This is a genomic window from Kribbella antiqua (assembly GCF_004345665.1).
Taxonomy (GTDB): domain Bacteria; phylum Actinomycetota; class Actinomycetes; order Propionibacteriales; family Kribbellaceae; genus Kribbella; species Kribbella antiqua.
The window spans coordinates 264,977-284,047 of record NZ_SLWR01000003.1 but is presented as its reverse complement, the minus strand read 5'-3'; the positions used below and the strand labels follow the sequence as shown (position 1 = coordinate 284,047).

17 protein-coding genes and 1 pseudogene are annotated in these 19,071 nt (G+C 67.6%); 6 read left to right on the top strand and 12 right to left on the bottom strand.

Annotated features, from left to right (window positions below):
- Positions 1-18: 18 nt before the first annotated feature.
- Positions 19-1,440 (top strand): serine hydrolase domain-containing protein, encoded by a 1,422-nt coding sequence (locus tag EV646_RS10775; protein WP_199236919.1) that lies wholly within the window; start codon positions 19-21, stop codon positions 1,438-1,440.
- A gap of 18 nt (positions 1,441-1,458) precedes the next feature.
- Here the strand turns inward: EV646_RS10775 and EV646_RS10770 are convergent, their stop codons facing one another.
- Entirely contained in the window at positions 1,459-2,313 is an 855-nt protein-coding gene (locus EV646_RS10770) for an SDR family NAD(P)-dependent oxidoreductase (RefSeq protein ID WP_132146938.1), read from the bottom strand.
- A gap of 76 nt (positions 2,314-2,389) precedes the next feature.
- Between EV646_RS10770 and EV646_RS10765 the strand changes: the two genes are divergently transcribed.
- Positions 2,390-2,956 carry a TetR/AcrR family transcriptional regulator gene (locus tag EV646_RS10765; RefSeq protein ID WP_132146935.1) on the top strand — a complete coding sequence of 189 codons (567 nt, stop codon included), beginning with the start codon at positions 2,390-2,392 and terminating at the stop codon, positions 2,954-2,956.
- Here EV646_RS10765 and EV646_RS10760 read toward each other — a convergent pair.
- The 4 genes from EV646_RS10760 to EV646_RS10745 all read right to left on the bottom strand — a co-directional run bounded on the left by EV646_RS10760 (position 2,935) and on the right by EV646_RS10745 (position 7,060).
- Entirely contained in the window at positions 2,935-3,702 is a 768-nt protein-coding gene (locus EV646_RS10760) for a hypothetical protein (protein WP_132146932.1), read from the bottom strand. The genes EV646_RS10765 and EV646_RS10760 overlap by 22 nt on opposite strands.
- Positions 3,699-4,502 carry a CPBP family glutamic-type intramembrane protease gene (locus tag EV646_RS10755; RefSeq protein WP_132146929.1) on the bottom strand — a complete coding sequence of 268 codons (804 nt, stop codon included), beginning with the start codon at positions 4,500-4,502 and terminating at the stop codon, positions 3,699-3,701. The genes EV646_RS10760 and EV646_RS10755 overlap by 4 nt, the downstream gene beginning before the upstream one ends.
- Positions 4,503-4,688: 186 nt before the next feature.
- On the bottom strand, positions 4,689-5,333 hold the full coding sequence (locus tag EV646_RS10750; protein ID WP_132146926.1) for a response regulator transcription factor: 645 nt from the start codon (positions 5,331-5,333) through the stop codon (positions 4,689-4,691).
- Complete coding sequence (locus tag EV646_RS10745; RefSeq protein ID WP_132146923.1) at positions 5,324-7,060, bottom strand: sensor histidine kinase; 1,737 nt, start codon at positions 7,058-7,060, stop codon at positions 5,324-5,326. The genes EV646_RS10750 and EV646_RS10745 overlap by 10 nt, the downstream gene beginning before the upstream one ends.
- Positions 7,061-7,194: 134 nt before the next feature.
- Between EV646_RS10745 and EV646_RS10740 the strand changes: the two genes are divergently transcribed.
- Entirely contained in the window at positions 7,195-8,415 is a 1,221-nt protein-coding gene (locus EV646_RS10740; RefSeq protein ID WP_132146920.1) for a cytochrome P450, read from the top strand.
- A gap of 21 nt (positions 8,416-8,436) precedes the next feature.
- Here EV646_RS10740 and EV646_RS10735 read toward each other — a convergent pair whose 3' ends face one another.
- Positions 8,437-9,816, bottom strand: a complete 1,380-nt coding sequence (locus tag EV646_RS10735; protein WP_132146918.1) for a hypothetical protein — start codon at positions 9,814-9,816, stop codon at positions 8,437-8,439.
- Positions 9,817-10,026: 210 nt separating this feature from the next.
- On the opposite strand from EV646_RS10735, the gene EV646_RS10730 reads away from it, so the two are divergent.
- Positions 10,027-10,935 (top strand): phosphotransferase enzyme family protein, encoded by a 909-nt coding sequence (locus EV646_RS10730; RefSeq protein WP_132146915.1) that lies wholly within the window; start codon positions 10,027-10,029, stop codon positions 10,933-10,935.
- Between the two features lie 4 nt (positions 10,936-10,939).
- On the opposite strand, the gene EV646_RS10725 is transcribed toward EV646_RS10730, so the two are convergent.
- Positions 10,940-11,701: a polyphosphate polymerase domain-containing protein gene (locus tag EV646_RS10725; RefSeq protein ID WP_132146912.1), complete on the bottom strand. Its 762-nt coding sequence runs from the start codon at positions 11,699-11,701 to the stop codon at positions 10,940-10,942.
- A 191-nt stretch (positions 11,702-11,892) separates the two neighbouring features.
- Between EV646_RS10725 and EV646_RS10720 the strand changes: the two are divergent.
- Together EV646_RS10720 and EV646_RS10715 are read left to right on the top strand one after the other, a co-directional pair.
- Positions 11,893-12,213: pseudogene (locus EV646_RS10720) on the top strand (response regulator transcription factor); the annotation flags it as partial.
- A gap of 2 nt (positions 12,214-12,215) precedes the next feature.
- Positions 12,216-13,655, top strand: a complete 1,440-nt coding sequence (locus EV646_RS10715; RefSeq protein ID WP_132146906.1) for a sensor histidine kinase — start codon at positions 12,216-12,218, stop codon at positions 13,653-13,655.
- 71 nt (positions 13,656-13,726) lie between these two features.
- On the opposite strand, the gene EV646_RS10710 is transcribed toward EV646_RS10715, so the two are convergent.
- From EV646_RS10710 to EV646_RS10690, 5 genes are read right to left on the bottom strand one after another with little or no spacing between them, the layout of a single operon-like run.
- Positions 13,727-14,641: a DUF6807 domain-containing protein gene (locus tag EV646_RS10710; RefSeq protein ID WP_132146903.1), complete on the bottom strand. Its 915-nt coding sequence runs from the start codon at positions 14,639-14,641 to the stop codon at positions 13,727-13,729.
- Positions 14,619-15,761, bottom strand: a complete 1,143-nt coding sequence (locus EV646_RS10705; protein WP_132146900.1) for a Gfo/Idh/MocA family protein — start codon at positions 15,759-15,761, stop codon at positions 14,619-14,621. The genes EV646_RS10710 and EV646_RS10705 overlap by 23 nt, the downstream gene beginning before the upstream one ends.
- Positions 15,762-15,768: 7 nt before the next feature.
- Positions 15,769-17,088 carry an ABC transporter substrate-binding protein gene (locus EV646_RS10700; protein ID WP_241995747.1) on the bottom strand — a complete coding sequence of 440 codons (1,320 nt, stop codon included), beginning with the start codon at positions 17,086-17,088 and terminating at the stop codon, positions 15,769-15,771.
- 21 nt (positions 17,089-17,109) lie between these two features.
- Entirely contained in the window at positions 17,110-17,994 is an 885-nt protein-coding gene (locus tag EV646_RS10695) for a carbohydrate ABC transporter permease (RefSeq protein ID WP_132146897.1), read from the bottom strand.
- Positions 17,984-18,907, bottom strand: coding sequence for a carbohydrate ABC transporter permease (locus tag EV646_RS10690; protein ID WP_132146894.1), 924 nt, complete (start codon positions 18,905-18,907; stop codon positions 17,984-17,986). The genes EV646_RS10695 and EV646_RS10690 overlap by 11 nt, the downstream gene beginning before the upstream one ends.
- Positions 18,908-19,071 lie beyond the last annotated feature (164 nt).

Here is a 19,071-nt window from a genome sequence, read left to right as displayed (position 1 = left end):
GCCAGCTAGGGTGCCTGGATGCGCCCCCTACTGCCGCGATCGGCACCGACCGCCTCGGGGATGTCGTCCCGCGCGATTGCCAAGCTGCTGGACCGGCTCGAGGAGCAGTCCGTCGAATGTCACTCGCTCATGGTCGTACGCCGTGGTCACGTCGTCGCCGAAGGCTGGTGGGCGCCGTACTCGGCCGAACGCCCGCATCTGCTCTATTCGCTGACCAAATCGTTCACCTCGGTCGCCGTGGGGCTCACGATCGCGGACGGGCTGCTCTCGCTGGACGATCGGGTGGTGGATGTGTTGCCCGACCACGTTCCGGCCGGCCTCTCGGAGCAGGGACGCCGCGTCACCGTTCACCACCTGCTGTCCATGACGGCCGGGCACGGCACGGACAGCCTCACCGAGGCGTGGCAGCTGGAACCGGACGACCTGGTGAAGGGCTTCCTGCGCGTACCGTTCACTGAACCTGAAGGAACCCGGCACACCTACGACAATGCGACCACCTTCATCCTGGCCCGGATGGTGGAACGGGTCACGGGCCGCAGTCTCCCCGAACTGCTCGACGAGCGCCTCTTCACGCCGATGGGCATCGACCATGCCGAATGGGACCGGGTGGCGAGCGGTGCCGCCTTCGGATTCCACGGGCTGCACCTCACGACCGAGGCCGTCGCCGCCTTCGGTGAACCGCTGCTGCGTGGAGGCGTCTGGGGCGACCGGCAGCTCATCCCGCGCGACTGGGTGGAGCTCGCGACCAGACGGCACATCGCTACCCTGCAACTCGAGGACGACTCGGCCAACCCCGACTTTCTTTACGGGTACGGCTACCAGTTCTGGATGTCGCGTAACGGATACTTCGGAAACGGTGCCTTCGGCCAGCAATGCCTGGTCGTCCCGTCCCACGATCTCGTGGTCGTCGTGACCGCCGCCGTCAATGAGGAACACGCACTGCCCAGCGTCTTTTGGGACTGCCTGCTGCCCGGCCTCGATGACGCGGGAAGCGCCCAGGACGACGAGATCCTTGCCGAGCGGCTGCGGCGGCTGTCACTCGCACCGGTGCCGGGTTCGGCCGCCCCGCAGCGTTCCGTCAAGGCGAGACTCGAGGCTTCCGCCGAGGATTCGCCTCTGCCCGACGGAACCACGGTGATCGTCGATCCCGTGGACGGTGGATGGCTGCTGCGATTCGGGTCGTCCCTCGACATCGAGGCCGGCCACGGCGAATGGCGGGAAAGTTCGCCGCTCGGCCGCCCTGTCGTCGCGACTGGCGCCTGGCAGGGCAACTCGTTCGTCGCCGATCTTTACGTCATCACCACCCCGCACCGGGTCCGGTTGGTGGTCGACGCCGACGCGGGGACAGCGGTGGCGACGTGGAACATCGTGCCCCTGACCGGCCCCAGTCTGACGTTGCATGTGCGGTCGCCGCTGATGACACGGCCCGACGTCGCGTAGGTGATTAGGAGGGCACCGTCACCGCGTCGTGATGGGGAGGCCGACGAGGCGGGCGGATTCTTCCCAGAGGCGGTCGCAGCGGGACTCGTCGGTGGTGTGGGGGGCGGTGGGGACGGCCTTGCGCTTGACGAAGAACTTGCCGGTGGTGGCCGCGACCTCGGCGGAGGTGGCGAGCCAGGCGGGAGTGTCGGCGCCGACCTCGGGGCCGGGGCGGAACTGGTCGAGGATGCGGGCGCTGACCTTCAGCAGTCCGCGGGCTTCGCGGCCGAGGCCGGTGTCGCGGATGATGCCGGGGTGGGCGCCGTTCACGGTGATGGCGGTGCCGGCCAATCGACGTGCCAGGGCGTAGACGAACATCGCGTTCATGTTCTTGGTACGCCCGTACGCCGCGAACGGGCGGAAGCTCGGGACCGGGCCGAGACCGTCGCGGCTGTCCAGGCGGTCGAGGTCGACCGGCACCCGCGACAACGCGGTCGGTGACGCACCCACGACGATGAAGCGCGCGGGGTGATCGGTTTCGGCGAGCGTGCGGAACAGCAAGTACGGCGCCAGGTGGTTCGTCGCGAGGGTACGTTGGAGGCCTTCGGAGGTGACCGCGTCGATCGGTGCGACCACCGCTGCGTTGCTGATGGCAACATCCGGCGGTTCCTCGGCCAGCCGGTCCGCGAGGCGTCGTACGTCGGCCATCAGCTCCAGGTCGGCGACTTCCAGTTGGAGATCCGCGCCTGGTACGGCGGCCTCGATCCGGCGGGCCGCGTTCGTCAAACGTTCGTGGTTGCGGCCGACCAGGGTGGTCGTCGTCCCTTCTCTGACCAGCCTTTCCGCGATGGCCGCGCCGATGCCGCCGCTCGCGCCGGTGATCACTGCTTTCATGTCGGCTCCTTCTAGGTTGACGTTGTCAACCATAGGCAGATCAGGTTGACAGCGTCAACCTAGCTACTATCGCGGGATGGGGACGCGGGACGACCTGATCGAGGTGGCTACCGGACTGCTGGATGCCGGCGGCGTCGCGGCCGTGACGCTGCGGGAGGTCGGGCGACTCGCAGGGGTGTCGCACAATGCGCCGTACAAACACTTCGCCGACAAGCAGGCGTTGCTGGCGGCGGTCGCGGCGCGGGATCTCGCGCGGCACACCGAACTGATCCAGCAAGCCGTACGGCGGAAGCGGTCCGCCAAGTCGGCCTTGAGTGAGGCGATGGGGCGCTACATCGCCTGGGCCCTCGAATATCCGGAGCGCTTCCGCCTCGTCTTCGGTCGCTGGACGGCCGAGTCCCCCGAGCTCACCGCCTCAGCCGAGGCAGCCCAGGCGGGCTTGATCGGGCTGGTCGAAGCCGCCCAGGCGGCCGGTGCACTCCCCGCAGGTGATCCGGTCCGCCTTGCCTCCCTGGTCCGCTCGGTCGCCCACGGCGCCGCCGATCTCGCCGCCACCGGCCACCTCTCCGAGACGGGCAAAGGTCACGCCAGTCCGCAGCAGTTGGTCGACGACCTACTCGCTTACCTCCAATCTGCTTCCTGATCACCGCGACGACGTCCGGGCGCTGATCGGCGGGTGGCGAAGGCCGCGACGATCATCGCGGTGCCGATGGTCAGCAGCACGCCACTGCCGATGAGTGCGCCGATGGAGATGGCCCGGATGGCCGGCAAGGTGGCGCCAACGCTCAGGTCGACGTCCACGCCCGGCGACCCGTCGGCGTTCATGACCACCACGGCCCAGTCGCCTTCGGTGGCCTTCCAGTTCAGGGTCCGCGAGCCGTCACCGGCGTCGGAGGCGACCCAGAAGGACTGAGTGGCCGGGAGCGCGGCAGGGCGGCCGCCCGACCGTCTCGTGGTGGTGAGCTTGAAGGGATCGACATCGAGGTCCGTGACCTCCTGGTGGCCGATGTCGGCGAGGTACGTCGCCACCTGATCCGCCGGGCCGATACCGATGAAGACCGGCACGCCGGCGTTCATCGACTTGAGCTGGATCCGGACGTCGCCCAGGAGATCGTGTGCGTACACGGCGTCGGGCCCAGTGCCATCGACGTCGAGCGACGGCACGGACACCGCGAACGTGGTGGTGCTGACACGCTCGGGCCCGGCGCTGAAGTACCCGTCGCCATCGCGTTGCTGGTGGGCCCACAGCCCGATCCCGCCGATGGCGAGCAGGATCATGCCGCACAGGGCGAACAGGGCGCCCGCGATGACCAGCAGCGTGCGCCAGCCGTTCCAGGTACGACGAGCCGGCGCAGGGGCCGGGGTCGATGGGATCGGTGTGGTGGTCATGAGACTGCCTCCGTGGCTTTGGCCGGATGCCGGCCGGGGTCGGTGCTGAGAGTTGGTGCAGGACTGGTCCAGAAGCGGCGGCTGCCGATGAGCAGGCCGATGGCGACCGCCCACCACACCGCGACGTACAGCCAGGTCTCCCGGGTCAGGTCGGCGCCTGCCGGCCAGAGGTCGCTGGTGTTGATGCTGCCTTCGGTGGCGTGCGCGATCAGGGTGATGAGCACGCTGCCGGCCGCGTGGTTGAACAGCCACGCGTACCAGAAGGTGACGCCGACCGTGGTCAGCGCTTCGAAGGGCTGAAGCCCGAACGAGGAGATGAAGAACAGCGGTGCGTGCCAGCCGGTGATCGCCACTGCCAGGATGGCGGTCGCCGCGAGCGGAGTGCGCTTCGACTGGAGCTTCGACTGTGCGTAGCCGCGGAAGCTCGGTTCCTCGCTGAACGGGCCACCGGTCGGGTCGACCATGATCATGCCGATGACGACCGCCAGGCCGTACCAGGGCGTCAACTGGCCCATGCTCGGTGCTGGTGCGCCCAGTGCCCGGTTGATCGACATCGTCACGAAGTGCACGAGAAGCGGTACGGCGACCGCGACGACGTACCAGATCCACCGGACTCGCCAGCGGATCAGCCGGGCGCCGAGGGCCCGGAGGCCGGCGAGACCCTCAGTCAGGAAGACAACGATGAGGGCGGCGACCAGGGCCCCAGGGGCATAGAAGCTCCCGAAGGGGACGCCGGACCAGGCCAGCGCATAGGCCAGGACGAAGAACGTGACCATGGGGTGATTGCGTACGAATGTCATGCCGGATCTCCTGGTGGATGAGTGGTGCCCGGGCCGGCCGGAATCGCCGGGCGGGTCCTGGATGACTCGGGTAGTGAACACGGTTCCTCCATCGGCTTGGTCTACGTCGAGACTCGCGCCGCTGGGCGCGTTCGGCAGACCGGGCAGCCGGTGGAAGGGAGGTTCGGGTTTCTGGTGTCCGGGAGGTCAGGCGCGTAGGAAGAGCAGCACGGCGAGCACCCGGCGGGACTCGCTGCGGGTGGACGGGATGCCGAGCTTGGTGAAGATGCCGGAGACGTACTTCTCCGCGGCGCGCAAGGTGATCACCAGTTCGTCGGCGATCCCCTGGTTGGAGGCCCCGGTCGCCATCAGTTCCAGCACCTGACGCTCGCGTGGGGTCAGCACGGCCAGCGGGTCGTCATTGCGCCGTCGCTTCAGCAGCGTGGAGACGATCTTCGGATCGACGGCCGAGCCGCCCCCGGCTACCCGCCGTACGGCGCCGGTGAAGTCCTCGACGTCGCTGATCCGGTCCTTGAGCAAGTAGCCCACGCCCTCGGCTGATTCCGACAGCAGCTGCATCGCCAGGCCGAGCTCGAGGTACTGCGACAGCACCAGCACCCCGACCCCTGGATGTTGCTCGCGGATCCGCAGGGCGGCGCGCATGCCTTCGTCGTTATGGGTCGGCGGTAGCCGGATGTCGAGGATCGCCACCTCCGGCGGAAAGCTGCGGACGAACCGCAGCAGGTCGTCGGCGTTGTCGTACGACGCGACCACGTCGAGGCCGGCATCGCCGAGGATCCGGGTGAGTCCCTCGCGCAGCAGCAGGCTGTCCTCGGCGATCGCTACTCGCATGGGATCTCCGCCTCGAGCCGGGTTCCACCGCCGGCGGGACTCCAGATGCGCAGCCGGCCGCCGATCGCCTCGACCCGGTCGGCGAGACCACGAAGGCCCGACCCGTGCTCTGTGTCCGCCCCGCCGATGCCGTCGTCGACGACCTCGACGACGACCTGGTCCGCAGACCGGACGACACGTACGACGGCGGAGCTGGCATGCGCATGTTTGCCGATGTTGGTGAGGCTCTCGCTGACCACGTAGTACGCCGCGACCTCGATGTGCTCGGGCAGCCGCCCGCCGACCGCCACCTCCAGCTCCACTGGAAGGGCAGCCTGCGCCGCCAGCGACTCCAGTGCGACAACCAGCCCGTGTCCGGTCAGTACGGCGGGATGGATACCGCGGGCCACATCACGCAGCTCGTCCAGCGACGCCGTCACCTCCCGCTTCGCCCGCACCAGCCGCGCCTTGGTCTCGGCATCGTCCGCCGGCTTGCTCGCGATCAGTCCGAGTTCGAGCGCCAGGGCGACCAGGCGCTGCTGTGCGCCGTCGTGCAGATTGCGTTCGAGGCGCTTCCGCTCTGTCTGGCCAGCTTCAACGATGCGCGCGCGTGACCCTTGCAGCTCGTGCAGACGAGCCCGCAACTCCGCCTGCAGCCTGCTGTTCTCCAAGGCGATGCCGGCCACGGCGGCGATGGCATCGAGCAGCTCGTGCTCGTCCTCGAGCGACCGATCGAACTCGAGAGCTACAAGGGGCTCGTGATCGCGCTGGATCACTCGGGTCGCCCGCCCCTCGCCGCTGCCGGGCAAGGCGACCGGATGCCCTTCCCCGTCGGCCCAGCTGCCGTACTGCGGGAGCCAGTAGGCGAGGGTCAGCGAGGGATCGTGCAGGGCACGCGCCAGCGGCTCACGCAGGTCGCTGGTCGGGTGCTCCCGGAGCTCGACCAGCAGTGCACCGACATCGGTACGTGCGAGCCGGGCATTCAGCAGGCCCAGCAGGAATGCGACCGGCGCGAGCCCGAGTGCCGCGAACGCGACGTGCCGGACTGTCTCGACGTGCTGCCAGCCCCGCAGACCTGCGATGTACAGGACTGCCAGCATGACCAGGGCCAGTCCGAAGGTGTCCACGAGCAGCGCCACTGGGCGTCGACGCGCCCGCCCACCGGCCGGCCGTCGTACCAGCAGGAGGACGGCGGCGGTCAGCAGCAGAGCGCTCATGGTGATCAGCTCGACCTGCTCGATCCGGCTCGCGATCGCCGGCTGCGCCGCGACGGCGAACGGGCTGTCCGGATCGAGACCGAGCAGAATCTTCGCGAGCTGCAGTACGACGGCGGTCGCGTAGGCGCTGACGACGACCACCCGGCGCAGGCGTCCCTCGACGCGGCCGGTGGGATATGCCAGGAACACGTGCACGAACATCGCCGCCGGTGCCAGGTCGAGCAGGTGGCCGATGGCGAAGAGGGCGGGCACTGTCGACCACTGCAAGGCGGTCAGAGCCATCACGAAGCCGGTCGTGATCATCAGCGGACCGAGCCGGCTGGCCGGCCGGCGCCACCAGGCCAGGGTCCCGCTGATCAGGTACGGGACCGTGATCCAGTTGAAGAGCAAGGCCTGCAGGCCCGGCCGGACGAGTTCGTCTCCGGCCATCGCGAGGGTGATCGACGCCACCAGCGTGCCGAAACCTGTCACCACGGTCGCCCACAGTGCCCACGGCCCCGGGCCGCGAGCCGGTCCGACCGCCGAGGACATCCTCGCCACCACCGTCACCACCCCTTCCGGCCAGCCTGCGCCCGTTCCCCGCTTCCGGCAATGCCCGGTCGCCTCGGTTCTCGACGCGCTGACACACGAGCGAAGGGTTACCTAACTCGCTTAGGGTCGGGACCATGTCGGTGCTGCAGATTCCGTTTGAAGACGCGTTTCGGTTCGATCCGTCGCCAACGTTCGCCGAGCTGAGGGAAAACCAGCCGGTGGCGCGGGTGCGGACGTTGGCCGGCGCCGAGGTCTGGCTGGTTACCCGGTACGACGACGTGCGGATGGTGCTGGCGGATCCGCGGTTCTCGCGGGCTGCAGTGGTCAAGCAAGGTGCGCCTCGGGTCGCGCTCGCCAAGCCGATGCCGAACAGCTTGACGACGACGGACCCGCCGGAGCACACCCGGTTGCGGAAGCTGGTGACGCCGACGTTCGCGCATCGGCGGATCGAGCGGACCCGGCCCTGGGTGGCGGAGCTGTCCGCGCAGTTGGCCGAGGATGTGGCGAGAGCCGGCGACGGCGCCGACATCCGGCAGCTGGTCGCGTTGCCGCTGCCGATCCAGGTGATCTGCCAGCTGCTCGGCGTCCCGTACGAGGACCGCGAACGGTTCCGTGAGTGGACCGAGCTCGGCTACAGCATGAAGATGGCGGAGAAGGACCTGGTCGAGGACGCGATGACCAACCTGACCGCGTACATCGAGAACCTCGTCACCAAGAAGCTGGCGAACACCGACCAGCCGGCCGAGGACCTGCTGGACGAACTCGTCCGCGCCCGCGAGGAGGGCGACCGGCTGAGCCAGGACGAGCTGATCGCATTCGGGGTGAACCTGCTGGTCGCCGGCCACGAGACCTCGGCGAACCAGATCTCGAGCTGCGTCGCGACGCTGCTGCGCTGGCCGGAGAACTGGGCCAAGCTGGTCGCGGATCCGTCATTGGTGCCGTCGGCAATCGAAGAGCTGCTGCGGTTCAACCGCTTCAGCGAGGTCGGCCAGTTGCGGGTCGCGGTCGAGGACGTCGAACTGCACGGCGTACAGATCAAGGCCGGTGAAGGCGTGATGGCCGCGCTCAACTCGGCCAACCGGGATCCCCGCGCGTACGACGAACCCGACGAACTGCGGCTGGACCGGCAGGACAACAAGCACCTGTCGTTCGGCTTCGGCCCGCACTTCTGCCTGGGCGCGCAGTTGGCCCGGATCGAACTGCAGGAGTCGTTGCTGGCGCTCGTACGACGATTCCCGCGGATGAGCCTGGCGAAGCCGGCGGCGGAACTCGAGTGGCGCCGCGTCCTGGTCAGCGGCCTCGCCGAACTGCCGGTGAACCTCGGCCTCGAAGGCCTCGAAGGCCTCGAAGGCTGAGCTCCACCGGCAGTCGAGCGATCAGTTCTGCGACGCGAACACGGACCCGTGCTCAGCCTCGTACTGCTCGATGAACCTGCTGGCCATCGGCTCGCTGCACGCGATCGCATCGGCCAGATTCTTCGCGGAGAGCTCACGCCCGGCGGGCCAGTCAGCCAGCAGACCCCACGCCCGCTGACGCTTCACCTCCAGCGGACTCCGTTCCGCTTCGTCCTCCGCGGACTTCACCTCGACGACCACCGGCTCCGGGTCCGGCAGGACCGGCTCGACCTTCGGTGTCGTGATCAGCGCCGGCGGCTCGGCGTCGGTCACGGTCGCGAAGGGGGATGGCGGCTGTGGCTTCTGGACCACCGGCTCGGCCTTCGACGGCGGCACGATCGGCCTCAGCTTCCCATTGACGACGTGCTGCGGCTCGCTCTCGTCCTCGACGACGACCGCCTCGGCGACCGGCTCGTCGCTGTCGGGCTGCTGGTCGACGATTGCCATCAGCTCGCCGGTCCAGGCGTCCTCGTCGCGCAGTGACATCCCGGTGCCGTCCGCACGCAGCGGCCGCGGCTGCCCGCCCTCGAGCACCCACACGGCGGCGGGTACGGCGGGACGGTCCTCCGGCTCCGGCGGCGGGGAGATCGCCTTGGTCAGCTTGTTGGTGATGACCTCGTAGTTGATCCGCTCCTCGAGCATCCCGGCCAGCCGGTCCGGATCGTACGTCGTCTCGGCGATCTTCGCCAGCCGCTCGTCCTGGTGCTCGGACCGGATGTACTCGGCAACGGTTCCGGCGATCGCCTCGCGGCGGCTCCGGTTCCGGATCTGGTGCTGCGCCGCACGCAGGCTCTCGTAGAGGCCGTAGCCGTGCTCGATCGCCAGCGACCTGGCCAGCCAGGTGACCCTCGGCTCACGGATCCACTGGATCACGCCGTACACCGGACCGGTCTCGCGCATCTGGCCCGCGCGGCGTAGCGCGTCGCGGCGCCGGGCCGAGCTGTGGATCAGCCAGAGCACGTAGGCAAACGCGGACAGGCCGCCGAAGCCGAAGGCGAGGAACCGCTCCTCCGGCCGCCAGTGACCGACGACGTTGAAGACCACCGCGACGAGTGCCGCGAAGAACGACATCGCACGGTAGGCGTAGGCCTGCTCGCCCTTGCGCCGGCGCAGGTCGGCGAGCGCGGCGGTGGCGACACCACCGAGCTCGAGCACGGCCACCGCCGGGGTGACGAGGACGATCTTGAGGAAGGTCGAGAACCCTTCCTCCGGCCATGGGATGTGGGTGACGCCGGCCCAGACCTGACCGACGAGGGCCGCGGCGGCCGCGGTGGCGTAGAAGGCGTAGGCGACCTTGTCCGCACCGGTGAGCGGTACGTTCGCCAGTTCGCCAGGACTGGTGCTGGTGTTGTGCTCCTGCAAGACGTGGTCTCCTGACCGGTTTGGGCTCTCCGGCAGTTTCGTCGGTAAATGGTCGTACGGCGGCCCCTCCCCCACAAAGGGCACAGCTCCCGGAAGGGCGCTGCAAGAGGCTACCTGTTTCCGGCCCCAAGAGGGGAGGCGAATCCGGAAACGTCTCGAACCTCCCCACTTCGGCCCGGCTTCACACCTCCGAGTTTTAACCTCGTCTTTGTGCTTCCGACGCTGCGCTCACTCCCCGCCCCCGAGGCACTGGCGACGTACCTGGGCAAACGCTACGGCATCCCCTTCACCGGATGCACGCTGCTCCGCTCCTTGGTGAACGACGTCTATCTGGTGGCGGCGAAGGACGCCCGTTACGTCCTCAAGCTCTACCGGTACGGCGGACGGCAACCGGACGAAGTCCGTTGGGAGACAGGGCTTTCGGCCCATCTCGTCGCCCATGGACTGCTGACACCAGCCGTTCATCCGCTGCCCGATGGCGACCCGGCCGGCAGCCTCGACGCACCTGAGGGACCCCGCGCGTTCGTGCTCCAGGAATTCCTCGATGGTGCCAAGCCGCCGTACGAGGAGGGGCTGTATCGGGAGTTCGGCGGACTGGTTGCCCGGTTCCACGAAATCGCCGACTCGTATGTGCCTGAATTTCCCCGTCGTGGCACCAACCTGCCATACAGTCTCGACGAACTCCGCCCGCACCTTGCTCCCGCGGAGGAAAACCTGCTCCGGTCTCTCGACGCGGCTGTACGGAACAACCTCGCGCAGTACCATCTCACCCGCGGCATCTGCCATGGCGACGTATCCCTCGACAACCTCCTGGTCAGCAACACCGGCCTCACCTTGTACGACTTCGACCTCGCCGGGCCCGGATACCTTGCCGCCGACTTCACCGGCGTCGCCACCACGCCGTACTGGAACGCCTTCAAGACCGGCTACACCTCCCGCCGGACGATCTCCGCCGACGACGAAGCCGCGATCCCCTACCTTCGCGTCGTCGCCCGTCTCTCCAATCTCGGCTTCCACCTCCTCGACAAGCCGACCTTCCGCGGCACCGAGTCACGCGGCGAGGGCTGGGCCGAGCGCGAGTTCACCGCTCTGCGCGAAGCCGCGGACGAAATTCTCTGACGTGTCAGGAAAAATCCAAGTGGCGTAGGCGATGCCACTTGTTGCCGGGGAGCTCCGGCCAGAGCAGCGACAGGCCGGTGCCGTACTTCGACAGCCGGACCGGGCGATGGCCGAGCGACCAGAGCGCGCGGTCCAGATCGGTGTCGGCCCCGGGAGTCGTCTTGGTCTCGAGCACCAGATAGTCGCCGACCCACAGGCGACCGGACGCAGCCTCCCAGCGCAGGTCGCGGTCGACTGTGACGCGTGACCCCGATGCGGGAAGCAGCAAGGTCGTCCGGTCGTACGACGTACGCAGCGTCGGACTCAGACTCGACGTGTCGACGTCGACTGACGCTTCCTTGAGCTGCCGGTCAGCAAACGAGCGCGCCGCAGCGGTCACTGTCTCGTGGTGTTCCAAGGAGTAGGGAAGCCGGTGCTTGACCGTGATGCCGCGCCGGCCTTTGGTCTTCACTTCGAACCAGCACTCACCGGTATCGGCGTACACCCGGGTGCGCAGCTTGAACCGCCGTCGCCGCCCCTGCGCAGTCGCCAGATAACTCGTGAGCTGAGGCGTGTCGAAGTACGTCGACTCGTAGCCGAACCGCCGGCGTCCACCAATCTCCAGCACCCGCGCCTCGCGATCCACCGCATCCAGGATCGACTCCAGCTCCTCCACCGGTACGACGTACTTGCGCTCGGTGCGGGTCTGCAGACCCGACCGATCGTCGAGCTCGTCCAATCCGATCGGCGCGAAGACGGCAAACGAATCTTCAGTGATCACTTTCATCGGGCAGACCTCCGGGCTCGGCTGAAGTAACCACAGTGCTGGCCCAACCTGTGACGACGCTGTGTGCAGCCGGGGAAGGTGGTGAGAGGTGACGCATTCACAGCAAGCACCCAGGAATCCCGCAGGTGGCGGTAGGCATCGGCGCACATCCTGAAGTCATGACGCCGAACACCAACCTCGCCACCGTGCTGCCCGAGGTGCCGATCCTGTTCCTCACCGCGCGGGACTCGGTCGAGGATCGGGTGGCCGGGCTGACCGCCGGTGGTGACGACTATGTGACCAAGCCGTTCAGCCTCGAGGAAGTGGTGGCCCGGATCCGGCTGCAGCTGCGGCGCACCGCCGTACTGAGCAAGGGGCAGATCCTGGACCGGGTCTGGCACTACAACTTCGGCGGTCAGGCCAACATCGTCGAGCTGTACATCTCCTACCTGCGCCGCAAGATCGACGCCGGCCGGCCGCCGATGATCCACACCCTGTGCCGCGCCGGATACGTGCTCAAGCCGGCGAGCTGATCATGCGCCGTTTCCTGCCGACCTCGCTGACCGCGCGGGTGGCCACCGCAGTGGTGTTGCTGATGGCAACGGTCAGCATCCTGATCAGTGGGCTGACGACGGCGGCGATCAGCTCCTACCTGACCAAGCAGCTCGACGAGAAGGTGGCCGCGTCGAGCGGCCGGGCGATCGGCGCACTCAACAAGAACGGCCCGAAGCCGCCGGACATCGACAACCCGCACGGTCAGGACGCGGGCACCGTCACCGCCTACATCTCCGATTCAAGTGCCAACGGCAACGTCATCACCTCCGACGGCGACCTCGCCGGCCTCTCGACCGAGGTGATCGCCGTACTCTCGGACGTGCCGGCCAACAGCGCGAACAGCACCGTCGACCTGGCCGGACTCGGTCAGTACCGCGTGCACGCCGTGCAGATCGGCGACACCACAGTCATCACCGGACTCCCGACCAAGGACATCGACAACACCGTGACCAGCCTGGTCGGTTGGGAGGTGCTGTTCGGTGGGTTCGGTGTCGTCGCCGCCGGCGGTGTCGCGGTGTTCGTCGTACGACGTCAGATGCGGCCGCTGCGCCAAGTTGCGCTGACTGCTCGCGAGGTGGCGGCGATTCCACTGGCGACCGGCGAGATCGGAGTGACCGCGCGAGTCCCGGACGAGCTGACCGACGCGCGTACCGAAGTCGGCCAAGTGGCGCTCGCGTTGAACACCTTGCTGGGGCACATGGAGCGGGCGCTGGATGCGCGGCATCGGAGTGAGTTGCAGGTCCGGCAGTTCGTCGCCGATGCCTCGCATGAGCTGCGTACGCCGCTCACCACGATCCATGGCTATGCGCAGCTCAGTCTCCGTAACCCGGAACACCTCCCGCAGGCCATGGGCAAGGTGATGGTCGAAGCCACCCGGATGGCCTCGCTGGTCGAGGACCTCCTGTTGCTGGCCCGGCTCGACGCGGGCCGACCGCTGGACCTGAGACCCGTCGACCTGACGCGGCTGGCGCTGGACTCGGTGACCGACGCGCGAATCGTCGGGCCCGACCACCACTGGGCAGTGAACCTACCGGCGCAGCCCGTGGTCGTCACGGCCGACGAGCAGCGGCTCCACCAGGTCGTCACCAACCTGCTCAGCAACGCCCGTCGGCACACGCCTGCCGGGACCACCGTCACGGTCGGCCTGACCACCGACGACCGTCACTCGGCCGTCCTCACCATTCACGACAACGGCCCCGGCATCTCACCCGACCTGCAGCCCAACGTCTTCAAGCGCTTCACCCGCGCCGACACCTCCCGCACCCGCGACTCCGGCGGCTCCGGCCTAGGCCTCTCCCTCGCCCAATCCATCACCGAAGCCCACGGCGGCGCAGTCTCCGTGCGATCCCGCCCCGGCGACACGTGCTTCATCGTCGCGCTGCCGAGGGCGACGACCGAACCGCCAGCCCATCACAATTGAGCTCCACCCCCGCTCGCCGCGCTCAGCGCCTCGCCCGAGTGCGGATTGTGATGGCCTGGCGGTCCGCAACCTCACCCAGCCGCGAGGGCCTTCTGGGCCTGGGCTGCAAGGGCGGCGGCGCGTTGGTCGTCTGAGGCTCCGTCGGCGACCAGGACGGCGTACCGGAAGCGGAGCGTGGAGCCGGACTCGAAGGGGAGTTCTTCGGAGAAGAAGGGGGCCGGGCAGACGGCGGCGAAGTCTTCGGAGCGGACGAACCACTCGGGTGGGTGGCGGACGTTGTCGGCGGCGTCGGCGATGATGATCGACGAGGCGCGGTCGTTGTTGTCGTGCTTGCCGGAGAAGCCCATCCACGCGGCGCGCTGTCCCCGGAGCTCGTCACCGCCCTTGCCCTGCGGCGCCAGCACGGTCCCGTTGGTGAACGACCGCGGCCCGCGCCAGAACAGACCACCGTACCCGGCATTCGCGCGTCCGGCCGTCGTCGGGCTGCCGATCTGGATCGTCTCGCCGGACACGTTCGTCATCGCCGTCTCGTAGACCAGCACCCAGCCTTCGTCCGCGAACCGCGTCGTCAGCGACCGCGACTCGTCGACCACATGCGCACCCGCCTGCGTCCGCCAGGACAGGTGATGAGCGAACCGGACCAGATCGTCGGACACGTCCAGCGCGTCGATCCGGTCATGGTTCATCGAGCCGTTGTTGTCGAGTTGCTGGTAGCCGGCATCCTTGGAGAACGTCGGCCCGCCCCAGAAGTTCTCGTGCCCGAAGTGCGGCAGCGACCAGGTGATGCCCTTGTGCCAGACGTGGTCGTGCGGCCGGAACACACTGACCAGGTCACCGGCGAGCGTCCGGATCGGGTGGAAGAACGGCCGCGGCGACTCCAGTTGCGGATCGGTCGCCTGGTAGACGTAGGTGAACAGCTCGCCGTCGCCCGCCGTGACCTGGATCGAGCGGCCGACGGCATGGTTACAGCCGAGGTTCTGCGTCAATCGTCTTCTCCTGTTGAGTCCAGGGCGCGCCGAGCTCGCTGAACAACGCGAGTTCGTCCGACGCACGATCGATCCACTTCTCCACGTCGAGCACGATCGGGTGCCGCTCGAGCCCGTCGCCTTCCCAGCGAACGCACTCGGCGGGAATCCGGGCCGGATCCTCAGCGACCCGTACGGCCTCGACGACCTTCGTGAATCCACCCGTCGCCGACAGCGGCACAGACAGCGGTACGGCCGGATCCGCGCGATGGTCGAGCAGGTTCTCCAGCAGGTCGTCGCGCTCGAACTTCCGCACCGTGCCGTCGTCGAACTCGAGCGTGTCCGAGGCGTACCGCAGTACGGCACGCCCCTCGGAGCCGTGCACGATCACCCGCGGTTCCAGATGCTCCGAAGCGCACAACGTGACCGCGATCAGGATCGGCGTACCGCGACCGGTGACGAGCCGGACCGTCGAGGTGTCGTCGGACTCGATCGGATTCGCCCGATACAGCTCGGTTTCCACCGACCGTACATCGTCGAGGCCCTGCGACCCGTCCAGCAGCAACGCGGCCGCGGTCGAATGCGCCAGCGGGTTCGTCACCGCACCGTCGACCACCGCGATCCCATCGAGCGTACGGCGACCAGCCCACCGCGCGCGCTGGAAGTACTGGGCCTTCCGCACCCACTTGCCGACCGCGCTGATCCCGCGGATCTCACCGAACCGCCCGTCGGCCACCATCGACGCCAACGTCAGAGTGGCCTTCGACGCCTGCGCCTGGAAACCGACCTGGCAAGCCCGCCCGGTCTCCGAGATCACCGCCGACAACGCTTCGAACTCCGCCAGCGACGCCGTCGGCGGCTTCTCCAGCAGTACGTCGACACCCGCGCGCATCGCCAGTTCGGCCAGCGGCAGATGGGTCTGGATCGGCGTACTGATGATCACCACGTCGATCTCGGTTGCCTTGAGCAACTCTTCCAGGCCGGCGAAGACCTGGACATCGTCGGGCAGGTTCTCGGCGGGCCGCGGATCGGCGACGGCGACCAGCCGGGCGCGGCCGGTCTCGGCCAGCCGCGCCACGTTCCGGACATGTGAGGCCCCGTGGCCGTGGACACCTACCACGGCCACGCCAGGCGTCGTCATCGGCAACTTACTTGAGCTCCCCGTTGACCTCGTCGATGAATCCCTGCGCCGCCTTGTCCGGCGCCTGCCGGCCGAACAGCACCTCGGTGGTGTAGCGCTGGATGATCTTCTCCACCTGACCGCCACCCACCGGCGGCGCCGGCGACGGTTCGCCGAGTTCCTTGCCGATGTCCTGGATGAACTTCGCCGACGCGGCGTCAGCCGGCTGCAGCTTGGGCTGGACCTCCGCGCGGATCTCGGTGTTCGGCGGCACGCCCCGCTCGGCCAGCAGGATGTTGCCGGCGGTGGTGCTGTTGGACAGATAGTTCACGAACTCGGCGGCTTCCTTCTGGTGCTTCGACCGCGACGAGATCGACCAGAACATGGAGCCCTTGTAGTAGGAGCCGTTCGCGCTCGACTTGCCCTCGACGCTGGGGATGCGGAGCAGCTTGAGCTGCGTGCCGGCCGCCTTGCTCAAGGCGTTCAGCTGGTTGCTCCAGACGAAGCTCATCGCCGTCTTCCCGGTCGCCATCGCGGACTGGTCGAGCGACGCGTTGATGTCCTGCGAGATGAACTCCGCCGATGGAATCGCCTTGGCGTCCTTCATCTTCAGCAGGTTCTGGTAGAACGCGGTCACCTGGCCGGCCGAGACGCCGAGCTTGCCGTCCTTGGTCCACAGCGACTCGCCGTGCTGGCGGGCCCACAGGTTCAGCGCTGCCTCGTTCGTGCCGGGCGCGCCGGAGCCCCAGCCCTTGCCGGCCAGCTTGGTGGTGAGCTCCGCGGCGATCCGGGTGTAGTCGTCCCAGGTCCAGGTGGTGTCGTCCGGGAGAGCCACGCCGGCGGCCTTGAAGACCGTCGGGTTGGCGACGATCGCGAACGAGTTGATGCCCGCGTTCAGTCCGTACAGGCCACCGTCGAACTCACCAGCGCTGAGGGTGTCCGGTTCGAACTTGCTCGTGTCCAGGCCGTCGGCCTTCTTCAGATCCAGCAGTGCACCGCGGTCGGCGTACTCACGCAGATACTTCTCGTCCATCTGGATGATGTCCGGTGCGTCGTTCGCGGCGACCGTGGTGGCGAGTTTGTCCCAGTAGCCGGACCAGTCGCCGAACTCACCCTTGATCGTCACGTTCGGGTGGTCTTTCTGGTAGGCGTCGATCGCCTGCTGGGTCAGCTTGGTGCGGGTGTCGCCACCCCACCAGGTGAACCGGAGCGTGACCTTGCCGTCAGCGGATCCGCTGTTGCCACCGGAGTCGCCGCCACACGCACTGGCGGCCAGCAGAGTGGTTGCGATCGCGACGGCGGCCAGTGCGCGCAAGCGCCGGCCGGTGGGAGGGATGAGCGGCCTCATGATGTGTGCACCTTTCAGGGATTACTTGATGCCGGTGGTGGCGATGCCCTTGATCAGGAACCGCTGGCCGAGCAGGAAGGCTAGGAAAATCGGGACAAGAGAGATGACGGACATGGCGAACATCGAGCCCCAGGAGGATTCCGCGGTCGCGTCGACGAACGACCGAAGCGCCACCGGCACGGTGTACATCTTCGGGTCGGTCAGGTAGATCAGCTGGCTGAAGAAGTCGTTCCAGGTCCAGATGAAGGTGAAGATCGTCGTGGTGGCCAGCGCCGGAACCATGAGCGGGAGGATCACCCGCAGGAAGATCCCGGCCCGGCCGCAGCCGTCGATCCGGGCCGCCTCGTCCAGCTCCCGCGGGATACCGCGGATGAACTGCACCATCAAGAAGACGAAGAACGCGTCGGTGGCCAGCCACTTCGGGATGATCAGCGGCAGGAACGTGTTGATCCAGCCCAGCTGCGAGAACAGGATGTACTGCGGCACGATCACCACGTGGATCGGCAGCATGATGCTCAGCAGCATGATCGCGAACCAGAACTTCTTCCCGACGAACTCCAGCCGGGCGAACGCGTACGCCGCCATCGAGCAGCTCACCAGGTTGCCCAGGACCGCGCCGAACACGACCGCCGCGGAGTTCAGCAGGTAGCGGGTGAACGGTTCGGTCAGCGCGTTCCAGCCGAGCCGGTAGTTCTCGATCCGCAGGTCCTTCACCAGGATGCCGGGCTCGCGGAAGATCTCGTTGCCGGGCCGCAGTGAGCTGACCACCATCCAGATCACCGGATAGAGCATCACCAGGGCGGCGGACGCCAGGGCGAGGTGGATCAGCAGCGGCCGGATCCGGGCCCAGGTGAGGCCGGTGGACCGGCGCGCGGCCACGGTGCTTCGGATCGTCTCAGTCGTCATAGAACACCCAGTACTTCGAGGCGAAGAAGTTCGCCGCGGTGAAGACCCCGATGATCACGAGCAGGAACCACGCCATCGCCGATGCGTAGCCCATGTCGAAATTGCCGAAGCCCCGGTCGTAGAGGTAGAGCGTGAAGAACATGGTCGAGTCCGACGGCCCGCCGGTTCCCCCGGAGACGACGAACGCCTGGGTGAACGACTGGAACGCGTGGATGATCTGCAGCACCAGGTTGAAGAAGATGATCGGGGTGAGCAGCGGCAGCGTGATGCGGAAGAACCGGCCGAAGACGCCGGCGCCGTCCACCGACGCGGCCTCGTAGTACATCGCCGGGATCTGCCGCAGGCCGGCCAGGAAGATCACCATCGGCGACCCGAACGTCCACACGTTCAGCACCACCAGCGTGCCGAGCGCCGTACTCGGGTCGGAGATCCAGCCCTTGCCGTCGATCCCGACCAGACTCAGAACCTGATTGAGCAGGCCCTCGGTGCCGAACACCTGGCGCCACAGGATCGCGATCGCGACACTCGAGCCGAGCAGCGACGGCAGGTAGAAGACCGATCGGTAGAACGCCATCCCCCGGACGCCACGGTCCAGTACGACGGCCAGCAGCAGGGCGACCGCGAGTTGCAGCGGCACCGATACGAACACATAGGTGAACGTGACCCGCAGCGAGTTGTGCAGCCGCTCGTCGGACAGCATCCGGGTGAAGTTCTCGAACCCGATCCACTCCGGTGCCTGGATCAGGTTGTAGTCCGTGAAGGCCAGATACAGCGAGGCCAGCATCGGCCCGATGGTGATGAGAAACAGCCCGAGAAGCCACGGCGAGAGAAACAGGTAGGCGGCCAGATTGTCCTTTTTCTGACCCGCGGGTTTCTTCTGCCGGAGCGAGCCGAGCTCGCCCAGCGCACTCACAATTACTTACCTCCGGAAACCTCGCCGGTCGCGGAAAGCGCTTGCCTTGGCCGGTCAAGTTAGTCCAGGAAACCGGTTCACACAAGAGGTGAGGATCACTTGCCGCGACCAGATGCGGACAGCTGCGAAGTATTGACAGGACAAAGGTCGGACGAGACAGTACT